Source organism: Corynebacterium amycolatum SK46, from assembly GCF_000173655.1.
GTDB classification, from domain to species: domain Bacteria; phylum Actinomycetota; class Actinomycetes; order Mycobacteriales; family Mycobacteriaceae; genus Corynebacterium; species Corynebacterium amycolatum_A.
Map to the genome: position 1 here is coordinate 424541 of NZ_ABZU01000001.1, position 11472 is coordinate 436012.

At 56.0% G+C, this 11472-nt stretch carries 11 protein-coding genes; 9 read left to right on the forward strand and 2 right to left on the reverse strand.

Annotation, left to right across the window (positions count from 1 at the left end; all coding sequences use genetic code 11):
- Positions 1–5 precede the first annotated feature (5 nt).
- Complete coding sequence (locus CORAM0001_RS01850) at positions 6–1325, reverse strand: MFS transporter (RefSeq protein WP_005509313.1); 1320 nt, start codon at positions 1323–1325, stop codon at positions 6–8.
- 142 nt (positions 1326–1467) lie between these two features.
- On the opposite strand from CORAM0001_RS01850, the gene CORAM0001_RS01855 reads away from it, so the two are divergent.
- The 5 genes from CORAM0001_RS01855 to CORAM0001_RS10980 all read left to right on the forward strand — a co-directional run bounded on the left by CORAM0001_RS01855 (position 1468) and on the right by CORAM0001_RS10980 (position 5157).
- Entirely contained in the window at positions 1468–3210 is a 1743-nt protein-coding gene (locus CORAM0001_RS01855) for an ABC-ATPase domain-containing protein (RefSeq protein ID WP_005509445.1), read from the forward strand.
- Between the two features lie 114 nt (positions 3211–3324).
- Complete coding sequence (locus CORAM0001_RS01860; protein WP_005509535.1) at positions 3325–4113, forward strand: MerR family transcriptional regulator; 789 nt, start codon at positions 3325–3327, stop codon at positions 4111–4113.
- Positions 4114–4178: 65 nt separating this feature from the next.
- Complete coding sequence (locus CORAM0001_RS01865) at positions 4179–4493, forward strand: cupin domain-containing protein (protein ID WP_005509399.1); 315 nt, start codon at positions 4179–4181, stop codon at positions 4491–4493.
- A gap of 81 nt (positions 4494–4574) precedes the next feature.
- Entirely contained in the window at positions 4575–4886 is a 312-nt protein-coding gene (locus CORAM0001_RS01870; RefSeq protein WP_005509440.1) for a hypothetical protein, read from the forward strand.
- A gap of 130 nt (positions 4887–5016) precedes the next feature.
- On the forward strand, positions 5017–5157 hold the full coding sequence (locus CORAM0001_RS10980; protein ID WP_005509523.1) for a hypothetical protein: 141 nt from the start codon (positions 5017–5019) through the stop codon (positions 5155–5157).
- A gap of 20 nt (positions 5158–5177) precedes the next feature.
- On the opposite strand, the gene CORAM0001_RS01875 is transcribed toward CORAM0001_RS10980, so the two are convergent.
- Positions 5178–5798 carry a cation efflux transmembrane domain-containing protein gene (locus tag CORAM0001_RS01875; protein WP_040360841.1) on the reverse strand — a complete coding sequence of 207 codons (621 nt, stop codon included), beginning with the start codon at positions 5796–5798 and terminating at the stop codon, positions 5178–5180.
- A 32-nt stretch (positions 5799–5830) separates the two neighbouring features.
- On the opposite strand from CORAM0001_RS01875, the gene CORAM0001_RS01880 reads away from it, so the two are divergent.
- From CORAM0001_RS01880 to CORAM0001_RS10985, 4 genes are all read left to right on the forward strand, one after another.
- Positions 5831–6916 carry a lipoate--protein ligase family protein gene (locus CORAM0001_RS01880; RefSeq protein ID WP_005509563.1) on the forward strand — a complete coding sequence of 362 codons (1086 nt, stop codon included), beginning with the start codon at positions 5831–5833 and terminating at the stop codon, positions 6914–6916.
- A gap of 157 nt (positions 6917–7073) precedes the next feature.
- Positions 7074–8909, forward strand: coding sequence for a BCCT family transporter (locus tag CORAM0001_RS01885; protein ID WP_081451082.1), 1836 nt, complete (start codon positions 7074–7076; stop codon positions 8907–8909).
- A gap of 198 nt (positions 8910–9107) precedes the next feature.
- Positions 9108–10703 carry a type I restriction-modification system subunit M gene (locus CORAM0001_RS01890; protein ID WP_005509668.1) on the forward strand — a complete coding sequence of 532 codons (1596 nt, stop codon included), beginning with the start codon at positions 9108–9110 and terminating at the stop codon, positions 10701–10703.
- Positions 10700–11472, forward strand: a 773-nt coding sequence (locus tag CORAM0001_RS10985; RefSeq protein WP_208854613.1) for a restriction endonuclease subunit S, incomplete at its 3' end; no start/stop codon positions are given. The genes CORAM0001_RS01890 and CORAM0001_RS10985, both read left to right, overlap by 4 nt.

The following is an 11472-nucleotide window of genomic DNA, read 5'->3' on the forward strand; positions in this document are numbered from 1 at the left end:
TCCTGTTAAAGCGTCACCTTGTGCGGAGCCGAGACTTCCTTCAACCTGCTGGACATAGCGACACCAACCAGTCCCATCAGCGCCAGGAAAATGAGAGCAGCCGCGGGACCGAAGCTAGCGATAACACCTGACACCGCACCGACGATGAGCAGGACGACACCCATGATGGTGTTGGCCGCTCCCACGTACTCGGTGCGCTTGTCACCTTCTGCCATGTCAACGACATAGGTCGAACGAGCCACACGAACACCTGCGTGGACGACGGACATTGCGAAGAAACCAACCGGAAAAATCCAGGCATTGGCGCTGGTGGAAAGCCAGTGCGCACTGGCGACCAACAAAAAGAGCACGATTGAGCCGACCAACGAAGAATAGGTCAATACCTTCTTCGAGGACTTATCCGACCAGATTCCGGCGACTTTTCCACCGATGAGGGATGCGAACCCGGCGGCGAGCATGAAGATGCCGACGTTTGCGTTCCCTCCCCCGCCGCTACCGTCTGAAGCTTCCAGATCAGCACCCACCTGTGCACTTAGCGTCACGATGAACGACGTAGACAACGCTGTGACCAGCAAGAGGCTTCGGACAATCACAAAGTCACGGAAGTTCTTATCCTCCGCAAAGAGCCGCCAGGTATCCTGCCACCAGGTCTTATTCGGCTCTTCCTTGTCGCCCTCGTTGGTGGGCTCAACGATTCCCCGGAAAATCAAAACCGCTGCCACCCACGACAGCGCTGCAACAAAGATGAGCCCGGCCACAATTGGCTTTGTGATGTTGTCGCGGATGATCCACAACACCGCACCAACAATAATTGCGGCAACACCGCCCAACATCGCAGCACGGCCACTAATCTGTCCGCGCTGTCCCTTCGGAATCGTGCGTCCCTGAACATCCTTCGAGGCCATCGAGCAAAGAGCTCGTGCCGTCGCAAAGCCTGCAAGCGCGATGATGACAGCGACGCCAAGCGCGGTGCCTTCCAGGAACAACGTCGCCACACCTATCAGCGCTGTTGCGACGGCTTGCCCCAGCGCGCCGGCAATCCAGACGGTTTTGCGGCGAGACCGAGATTTCACCCAAGGTGTAAGTGCGGCCTGCGGAAGCATCGAACCGGACTCGCGCACCGGCACAAGCATGGCGATGAAGAAGCCCGGCGCACCAGCAGAGTGCAGCAGCCATGGCAACAGCGTCTTTGCCGCGACAATTTGGTCGCCAATGTTCTGCAGGCCGTGCGCCCAGACGTAACGCTTGGCATTGGCACTGGAGTGGTTTTGCACCGACTCTAGGTTCTCCCCTGCGGGTTTGGCAGCTTCCGAGCTATCAGTCATACCTTTTACGCTACCTGCCTGCAGCAATAGCGCTACCGCACGCGATCGTCTGACCAGGGCAGTCGAAGGCCAGATCGCGCTTGTCTCCTCTGCCGCTACACTCGCGGGAAGAACACCTAACATCTCCAACGAAAGTAGAAATATGCCCGCTGACCTTTATCGACGTCTCTCCAACCTCGATGGCAAGAGCTACGGTGCATACAAATCTCTGCGTGGCTCCCACGAACTGCCGGACCTGGACGCGACGCTGTTTATCGACAAGGTCCAATCCGACCCCTACGCCCCAGCATCACGGGCACGTGTCCACATTCCGCTGTCTGTACTGGACTATCGCGGCGCCTCTCGATCACAACCCGGGAGGTTCAGCACGGCGGAGCTCGATTTGCTGAACCGCCGCCTCGTGCGCGCTTTGAAGAAGTACGGCCGCGGGCTGTTCATCGATTCCCCTGGTCAGCAGGTCTTGCGCCGAGCAGCTGTCGCTGAGCTCCGTACGGATGCGCACGACGTCGATAAGCATGGCGATGCCCTTCAGATCTGCCTGGAAATCCAACTGCCGGCACGCGGCCGACGCATTCTCGGGCGTGAGGCGGCGCGCGTGATCTGTGAGGATTTGTTGGACGCGCTTGACGACGCCATCGTGAACGCACCCATCGATGTGCTCGAGGCAGCAGCGGAATTGGAGTATGACCAGCTGTTTTTGCGCCGTGCGGTGGCGGACGCGGACCTAATTGGGTTTGTGGCGGACGGGTCGGTGTTGCCTCGTCAGGCGGGCAATAGCCAGTTGCCGAAGCCCGGCGCGACTGCGTTTTCCTCGCCGGAATCGCTGCAGCACAGTTTTCAACTCCCATCGGGCAAAACCGTGCACGGCATGGGTATTCCGCGAGGCGTGACATTGATTGTCGGCGGCGGTTACCACGGCAAGTCCACGTTGTTGTCTTCCCTGGTAACAGGCGTTTATGACCATGTCGCTGGCGATGGCCGCGAGTTCGTAGTCGCCGATGAGACTGCGGTTGCGCTGCGTGCCGAGGATGGCCGGGCCGTCACTGGTGTGGATATCTCGCCGTTTATCAATGGTCTTCCTTCAGGCGACGACACGACTCGATTTTCCACCGCGAATGCATCGGGCTCGACGTCTCAAGCTGCGGGGCTGATGGAGGCGCTGGGTTCCGGTGCTCGAGTGCTGCTCATCGATGAGGACACTTCCGCGACCAACTTCATGATTCGCGATGAGCGCATGCGCCGCCTCATCCCAGACGACCGCGAGCCGATTACTCCCCTGGTCGCACGGGTCCGCGAGCTGTGGGAGGACCACGGGATCTCCACGGTCATCGTCGCTGGTGGTTCTGGTGCATTCATCGATGTCGCAGACACTGTCATCGCTATGGATGCGTACACGCCTTACGACGTCACCGAGCGCGCCCGCGACCTCCGCGAATCAGCCACCCCGGCTGAGCCATCGCCTGCTTTTGCGCAGATCTATGAGCGTTTTCTGCAGGCTGACTTCCCTGCCGGTGGGGGCCGTGGTGGGCATGGCGGTCGTGGTGGACATGGGCGTGATGGCCGTGGCCGTGGTACGAAACCACCTAAGCCACCGCGTGCTCGTGGCCTGGAGTTGATTCAGGTGGGCAAGGACAATCTTGATTTGCGCGCTGTCGGCCAGTTGATGGATTCCTCCCAAACCGAAGCCATTGCCCGGATTCTGGGGGCCGTCGTGAAGCAGCTCGATGGGCGTACTGACCTCTCCGAGCTAATTCAGCGCGAATACGACAACTTTTGTCATTCGCTCTTCGACGCGACAGCTGAGTTCACCAATTCTGGTCATCTCGCGGAGCCTCGCTTCCAGGAGGTTGCGGCAGCAATCAACAGGCTTCGGCTCTTGCGGTAGCGGCCTCGAAGGCTGGCTGCCCCTGTCCTGCCCCTCCCCTACGGCTGCCCCAGCTAACTTCCTCGACGGATTTCGGCGTCAGGCCTTGACCTTGACGCGGCGTCAACCAGAAAGATGATTCCCGTGAGCAACAACGACAACGAGTACACCATCGGTGACGCAGCCGAACTCCTAGGCGTTACCACGCGCACGCTGCGGCATTGGGACGCCATTGGGCTACTCAGCCCGCAGTACCGCACGTGGTCCGATTACCGCCTCTACACCGATGAGGACATCGACACCGCGCTGGAGATTCTGGTCTACCGCGCCGCCGGTGTGCCGTTGAAGACTATCGAGGAGTTCATCCACGGCGATTCCTGCCCGAGAAGTCGAAAAGATCGTTTGCTCGCACAGCGAACTGTTCTCACCGAGAAAATCGCTGACCTGCACCACATGGTGCAGTCTCTGGACAAACTGATTGAGGAAGGACACACAATGGAAGCAAAAGCGAAGGCAGAACTCTTGGGCCGGGATTGGCAGAATCTAGAGGCCGAAGCTGAGGAACGCTGGGGCGACACTATCGAGTGGGAGCAGTCCCAGCAAACTCAGGAAAAGATGAAGGACAGCGACTGGTCCGCGCTTGTGGCAGAGGCTAAGGATTTTGCCGATGCGCTTGCCGACGCTGCCGAGCGCCACGTCGAGCCCGGTTCCGAAGAGGCGGCCGAGCTAGTTGACAGTCACTTGGCCTCTATTACCCGCTTCTACGAGGCTGGGCGAGAAAAGCAGATTCTGTTGGCTCGCATGTACGTCGCTGATTCCCGGTTTGATCGGTACTACCGCGGAAATGCTGGCTACCTGCTGGAATTGATTGAAGCTCAGGCCCGTAAGGAAGGCATTGACCCGGATGCTGCCGAGTGGCGGTAAATAAAGGGAAGCAGCCGTTCATCCAGGCCTTTCCACTCGGGACTAAATCCGCTTAGAATTGACTCATGAAATTCATCGAAGCCGCAGACTTCACCGCTGATCGCCCGTGGGGCGCACTGGATGTTGTCACTATGACTGGAGCCACAAGCGTCCGGCTCCACTGGAGCGATCAGCCATACAAGTGGCACATCAATGATGGCGAAGAGGTCTTTGTGGTTGTCGACGGAGCCGTCGATATGCACTACCGCGATGCGGGACAGGAATGCGTACGCACATTAACGCCTGGCACTATCTGTTTCGCAGAAGCCGGCGACGAACATGTCGCGCACCCGCAGGGCGAGGCGCGCATGCTTGTCATTGAAAAAGAAGGCTCAGTCTAGCCCACAGCAACAGCAGCCGACAGTGCACATTTCGGCATCCCCATAACTGCGTTATTACCCCAACTCGGGAAGGAATTAATCATGAAGTTCTCTCGCTCTATCGCCGCTGTCACCATTGGCGCCGCTACTGTGCTGGGCGCTGTTGCTGCCTCTCCTGCTATCGCACAGGCAATCAGCTGCCCATTTGCTCCGGTGCACAAATATGAAGAACACCGTTTCTCCGGTTCTTCAACTTCGGCAGATGCTTTCAAGGTTTGGTTTAACGGTGGCGTCTACATTAAGCCAATCGTCGAAACGCTGGATTTGGTTGATCTTCAGGTTAACGAGACCCAGGTTGCTTACGCCGGCGACATCATCTACAAGGATGAAAACGGTAACTTCTGGGTGAAGTAACTCAGTACGACTAAACACTCAGGGCAACGGCACCTACGGCCTTGCCCTGAGCGTTTTTCATTTTCTGCAGCGCGTTAGCTTTTTCTGGAGTGTTCCACCATGGAAATCATCATCGTCGATTCTGAGGCCTATGCTGGCGTCCGTATTGCAGCTACACCCGCGAGCCACGGTTGTAATTGACCAGGCCGCAGCCAGTGAGCTGAAGAACAAGGAATACTACGAGTTCACCTACGCTCATAAGCCGCAGTGGCAGAAGGATATGTGGAAGTAAGAACACACGACTAGTCAGCGCTAGTCGTCATCATCCATCTCCAGCTCCGGGTCCTCGGCGCGCGCCTGCTCGTAGACTTCCTTCGCTGCCGTGAGATTAATGACGCCGATGACAAGCCCAACGACGATATCCGGCCATGCGCTGAACCAGAAAATGGTGACCACTCCGGCGGCGAGGATGAGCAGGTTCGCCAGGACATCGTTACGCGCCGCCAACCACGCGCCGCGCATGAGAGCGCTATCGGCCTTGCGCAGGTTCATCAGCAGAATCGCGCAGACCAGGTTGATAACCATCGCAATAATCGCCGTAGCGGACAGCGTCAACGGCTCTGGTGGCTCACCGCTAATCATCTTCCAGATGGCAGTGCCGAACGCTGCAATTGCCGGAATCAGGATTAGCCCGGCAAGACCGAAACTTGCTTTACGACGGCTCGCCAGCGACCAACCCAATGCGGTGAGAACCAGCAGGTTGATGAGGAAGTCCTCAAGAAAATCCGCAGCGTCAGCGAACAGTGCTGCGGAACCGATAATTGAGGCGACAATTAATTCAATAAAGAATCCTAGAAGATTCAAGCCCGCTACCCACGCCACAATTTTGCGGGCGCGGTGATCCAAAGTTGATGAGGTAAACACGGAGGACATCGTAACGCCCGGCGCGAGTACCATCGAAACCTATGACGCACCCGCAGAAATTCCACTCAGAAATGAAGGTTCCCGGCGGCAAGTTGGTTGTCGCCGATTGTGAGACCACCGGTGACACTATTTCGTCGATAAGCATTTCGGGCGACTTTTTCCTCGAACCCGATGAAGCGTACGACATTATTAATGACGCACTTCTCGGCGCACCCGCCGACGACAATACGGAGCGTTTGCAAGCCAGACTCGATGCGGCATTGAAGGATTTTGAGGATCAATCTGGCCGCCAGGTGCGTCTGCATGGCTTTGATACCCACGTCATAGCCCAGGTCGTTCGCCGTGCACTGACGCAGGCCGTCGACTTCACCGATTTGGAGTGGGAGGTTTTGCAGCCGGGTACTCTGCCGACGGTGATGAATGTTGCCCTCGACGAAGTCCTCCTTGACCAGGTCAATTCCGGCCAGCGCGGCCCGACCCTTCGGTTCTGGGATTGGGAGGACCGTGCCACCGTGATTGGTTCGTACCAGTCCTATGTCAACGAGCTTGAACCCGAGGGCGTCGAAAAACACGACGTACAGGTGGTGCGTCGTCTCTCGGGCGGCGGTGCGATGTTCATGGAGGGCGGCAACTGCGTCACCTACTCGCTCTATGTACCGGAAAAGCTGGTCGCTGGCCTTAGCTACGTCGAATCCTATGAATTCCTCGACCGTTGGGTTATCGCTGCACTCGCGCAGCTCGGTGTCAATGCGTGGTACGTCCCCATCAATGACATCACTTCCGATGGCGGCAAGATTGGTGGTGCGGCCCAGAAGCGCCGCGGGTCCTCCGTGCTCCACCACGTCACCATGAGCTACGACATCGATGCCGACAAGATGATGGAAGTCCTGCGCATTGGTAAGGCCAAGATTGCGGATAAGGGGCTGCGCAGCGCAAAGAAGCGCGTCGACCCGCTGCGTCGACAGACGGGTGCCAGCCGCGCGGAAGTCATCGGCACGATGAAGCAGACATTCATCAACCGCTACGGTGCTGCCGAGACCTCGCTTTCCGACGAGGACTTCGCTGCGGCGCAGCACCTCATTGACACCAAATACGGCACAGAGGGTTGGACTCATCGCGTCCCCTAAAATGTCACTCCGTTTACCTGAATAAGACACACCCGCAAAAAGGGGTTAACTATATACATCAGGTAAACGAAGGAGAGTCGACGTGGGCGGCGAGAATAAACAGCGTCAAAAGAAAAATCTAAGCCCTCTTGATGAGACCCTGGATAAAGCTCGCGGTATGCGCGCCAAGCGCGCCATCGGCCTCTATCCTGCGAATATGCACCCAGGTCTGGTGCCGGGTTTCAGTGTTGAAGAACTGAAATACAAATTCGGTCTGGACAAGCTGGTTTTCGGCGTCAACGCGGTGCTGATTATCGCCTTTGTCATTTGGGGTGTCACCAGCCCCGAGACCGTTTCCTCCGTTTCTTCGGCGGCTCTGTCGTGGGGTCTGGAGAATTTCGGCTGGCTGTTCAACGTCATTTTGGTTGTCTGCATCATTGTGATGCTGGGTGTGGCGATGTCCCGCTACGGCAATATCAAGCTGGGCAAGGACGATGAAGAACCGGAATACTCCCGTTTTTCCTGGGTAGCAATGATGTTCGCCGCCGGTATCGGTGTCGGTATCTTCTTCTTCGGCCCGTCGGAACCGCTGGAGTTCTACCACTCGCCGCCACCGCTGACGGTTGAGCCTCACACGGAGGAGGCACTGCACCGCGCTGTCGCGCAGGCGGATTTTCACTGGGGTTTTTCACCGTGGGCGTTGTATGCGCTGGTGGGTGGCGCTTTGGCATATTCGACCTATCGTCGTGGTCGCGCCAGCTTGATCTCCTCACTATTCGCGCCAATCCTGAAACGTACTGATGGCCCCATCGGTCGCACCATTGACATTTTGGCGATTGTGGCCACGCTGTTTGGTACCGCCGCCTCACTGGGTATTGCCACGCTACAGATTGGCGAAGGCATCTCAACGCTTTCGGGTTTCACACCGTCAATGGCCGTGCTGTTGCTGATCATTTTGGCGCTGAGCGTTGGCTTTATTATCTCAGCGGTCTCTGGTGTGTCGAAGGGTATTCGTCTGTTGTCGAATACCAACATCATGCTGACCTTCTTGGCTATCTTCTTCGTCTTCGTCACAGGTCCAACACTGTTTTTGGTCAATCTTCTGCCGTCTAGCATTTTGACGTACCTGGACAATTTCCTGGATATGTCTTCGCGTTCGCTGTCGTGGGGTCCAGAAACACTGGATTTCCAAGCCGCGTGGACCGTATTCTACTGGGCCTGGTGGATTGCTTGGGCACCCTTTGTCGGCATGTTCATTGCCCGCATTTCTCGTGGCCGCACGATTCGTGAGTTCATTTTGGTCACCATCATCGTGCCGACCTTTGTGCTGATGCTCGCATTCGCTGTCTTCGGCGGCACCGCTATGGACTTCGCCCGTAACAACGTCCCCGGCTTTGACGGCTCGGCCTCTGCCCAGCAGGTGCTCTACAACTTGATTGGCGAGCTGCCGTTTAGCGGTGTCGTCTCTGCCCTGGTGATTGTGATTCTGGCTATCTTCTTCATTACCTCTGCCGACTCGGCATCCGTGGTGATGGGCACAATGGCTTCCAAGGGCGATCCGGAACCAAACAAGCTCGTTGTCGTCTTCTTCGGTGTTCTCATGATGGGTATCGCCGTGGTCATGCTTCTCACCGGCGGCGAGGACGCACTGTCTGGTCTGCAGTCACTGACCATTCTGACGGCAATGCCATTCGTGCTAATCATCATTGCGTTGCTCGTATCCTTCGTTAAGGATCTCACCACTGACCCGCAAGCTATCCGCACTACTTTCGCCAAAACCGCCGTCCGCGACGCCGTCATCCGTGGCTTGGAAGAATACGGCAATGACTTCGAGCTCGCTGTCGAGCGTGCCGACGAAGGCCAAGGTGTCGGTTCCGTTGCGGGAGTTGAAACCGACATGGAACAGCTGACCGAGTGGTATCAGCAGACCAACGAGATGGCTGAGACGACTGAAGACGAAGTGTCAGCCTCCGATGACACGGACGAGGAAAACAACACAGCGAAAAAGAGCTAGCTGCTTGCCCGGCGCGGTGTTTTCAACTTCCCACTTAACTTCCCACTCGACATAACACTCTGGGAAGTTAGTGGGAAGTTAAGTGGGAAGCTCGCGGGAAGTACAGCAGCGCGGTGTCCCGCACCCCTCGCACACCTGGTCGAGGCATACGATAACCAATGAGCTTTAGCGTCCGCCCCTGCCGATACACTTGGCTCCATGATTACTGGTGCTTTGAAAAATGATGTCGACCGCATCTGGGACGTGTTCTGGACCGGCGGTATCACTAATCCAATGAACGTGATTGAGCAGTTCACGTACTTGCTTTTCCTCCGTCTCTTGGACGAGCAGCAAAATAGCATTGACCAGCAGCGTTCACTGGGAGTACCAGTACCAGAGTCTCGCGATATTTTTGGTCCGGACCAGCAGCACTTGCGCTGGCGGGACCTTCTCGCCGTCACGGACCCAACCCAGGTCAAGAATCTTATGGCCGATGAGGTCTTCCCTTTCCTCCGCAATCTAGGCGCTGATACGAACGGCACCACTGGCGAAGGTGTGATGGCGCAGCATATGCGCTCTGCCAACTTCGGCATTGAAAACCCCAACACCTTGAAGTCTGTGATGACGCTGATCAACAAACTCGATCTGCGCAACAAAGACTTCATGGGTGATTTGTACGAGTACATGCTCTCTAAGCTGAGTGTGTCCGGCACCAATGGTCAGTTCCGTACGTCCCAGCTGATTATCGACTTGATGGTGGAACTGATGCGCCCCTCCCCCAGCGAGCGCATCATCGACCCCGCCTGTGGCACCGCGGGCTTCCTGGTCAACGCATCTGAGTGGATTCGCGATTACCATAGCGACGAGTTGATGAAAAAGTCGGTCCGTGACCAGTTCGAGGCGCACGGCCTTACCGGCTATGACTTTGACTCCACCATGGTGCGCATCTCCGCAATGAATATGTTCATGCATGGCTTTAACAGCCCGAACATTGCCTACCGAGATTCCCTGGGCACCATCCCCGACGAAGACAAGGAAAGCTTCGACCTCATCCTCGCCAATCCACCATTCGCGGGAAGTGTCGATGAAAGCAATCTCGATAAAGAACTCACCTCCCTTGGCAAGACCAAGAAGACAGAGCTGCTGTTCATCAACCGCTTCCTGTCGCTGCTCAGGATTGGTGGTCGCGCCGCCGTCATCGTGCCCGAGGGCGTTCTCTTCGGTTCGACGAAGGCACACAAGGCAATCCGTAAAGAGCTGGTAGAAAACCAGAAGCTCGACGCAATCATCAAATTGCCGTCGGGTGCGTTCAAGCCGTACACGGGAGTATCCACCGCAATCCTGTGCTTCACGCGCACCGACTCGAAGGCGAACGACGACGTCTGGTTCTACGAAGTGCTTGCCGACGGTCGCTCGTTGGACGACAAGCGCACCGAGTTGCTGCCACTGAATTTGTTGGGACCTGTGCCCAAGGACCGTCTGCCTAAGGATGATGATCCAACCGACCGCCCCGAGCCAGTCAAGCTGACTGCGGAGCAGCATGAGAAGAACAATCTTCCCGATGTTGTGGCCCGCTTTGCTCTTCGCGAGACATCCGAGCGCGAGCGCGCCCGCACCGAGCAGAGCTTCTGCGTGCCGGTAACTGAGATTGCGGACAATGACTATGACCTGTCGATGAACCGTTACAAGGAAATTGTCTTCGAGGATGTCAAGACCCGCGATCCGCTAGAGATTATTGCTGAAATTGAAGCGCTTGATGTCGAGATTGCGGCTGGTATGAAGGAGCTCAAGGACCTTCTGGGAGGTGCAAAATGAGCCAGTGGCCGATGGTGAAGTTGGGGGATGTTTGCGAAAGGAAAATCCCCAAGTGGGATAGAAATGGGAGAAAGAAGTATATAGATATTTCTACAGTTTCCCCTGAAACTAAAAAGGTCGCCTCACCTCAGGATGTTCTGGGGGAGGATGCACCTAGCAGGGCTCAACAAATCATCCGAAAAAATGATGTACTTGTATCAACTGTTCGCCCAAACCTCAATTCAGTAGCAAAAATACCTTCCACACTTGATGGCCATGTCGCCAGTACTGGTTTTTGCGTTCTTCGCGCTACTGAGAAAATTGATTCTGGCTTCCTGTTTCATTTTGTGCAAACTCAGGCTTTTATCAAGCAATGTATCAATAAATCTACTGGCATTTCATATCCATCAATAACCGCCAATAAAATCAAAGAAATACTAATCCCCCTCCCTCCCCTCGAGAAGCAGGCGGAGATTGCGGAAGTACTCAGGAACTCGGCTCAACAAATCACGTTGCAACAAAACAGCATTAAACAAACTTCCTCAATTTGCTCCAATTACTATAGCCTTATCCAGAAGGATAACTATCCTGAACTTTCACTTATGAATGCAGGAATAACAAAAACTTCCGGAAAAAGCATCACAGCCAAAGGCAACGACCCGCATGAAACCAATAGGGTTCTAAAAGTGAACGCGGTTTCTTCAGGATCATTTAAACCAGAAGAGTCAAAGCCCCTACCAAAATCGTATTCTCCTCACCCTAGCCACAGCGTATGCTATGGAGATTTGCT

Bases quoted from the DNA above. Each gene is read 5' to 3' on its own strand.
- CORAM0001_RS01850 (WP_005509313.1), bottom strand. From the start codon at position 1,325: ATGACTGATAGCTCGGAAGCTGCCAAACCCGCAGGGGAGAACCTAGAG.
- CORAM0001_RS01855 (WP_005509445.1), top strand. From the start codon at position 1,468: ATGCCCGCTGACCTTTATCGACGTCTCTCCAACCTCGATGGCAAGAGC.
- CORAM0001_RS01860 (WP_005509535.1), top strand. From the start codon at position 3,325: ATGATTCCCGTGAGCAACAACGACAACGAGTACACCATCGGTGACGCA.
- CORAM0001_RS01865 (WP_005509399.1), top strand. From the start codon at position 4,179: ATGAAATTCATCGAAGCCGCAGACTTCACCGCTGATCGCCCGTGGGGC.
- CORAM0001_RS01870 (WP_005509440.1), top strand. From the start codon at position 4,575: ATGAAGTTCTCTCGCTCTATCGCCGCTGTCACCATTGGCGCCGCTACT.
- CORAM0001_RS10980 (WP_005509523.1), top strand. From the start codon at position 5,017: ATGCTGGCGTCCGTATTGCAGCTACACCCGCGAGCCACGGTTGTAATT.
- CORAM0001_RS01875 (WP_040360841.1), bottom strand. From the start codon at position 5,798: ATGTCCTCCGTGTTTACCTCATCAACTTTGGATCACCGCGCCCGCAAA.
- CORAM0001_RS01880 (WP_005509563.1), top strand. From the start codon at position 5,831: ATGACGCACCCGCAGAAATTCCACTCAGAAATGAAGGTTCCCGGCGGC.
- CORAM0001_RS01885 (WP_081451082.1), top strand. From the start codon at position 7,074: ATGCGCGCCAAGCGCGCCATCGGCCTCTATCCTGCGAATATGCACCCA.
- CORAM0001_RS01890 (WP_005509668.1), top strand. From the start codon at position 9,108: ATGATTACTGGTGCTTTGAAAAATGATGTCGACCGCATCTGGGACGTG.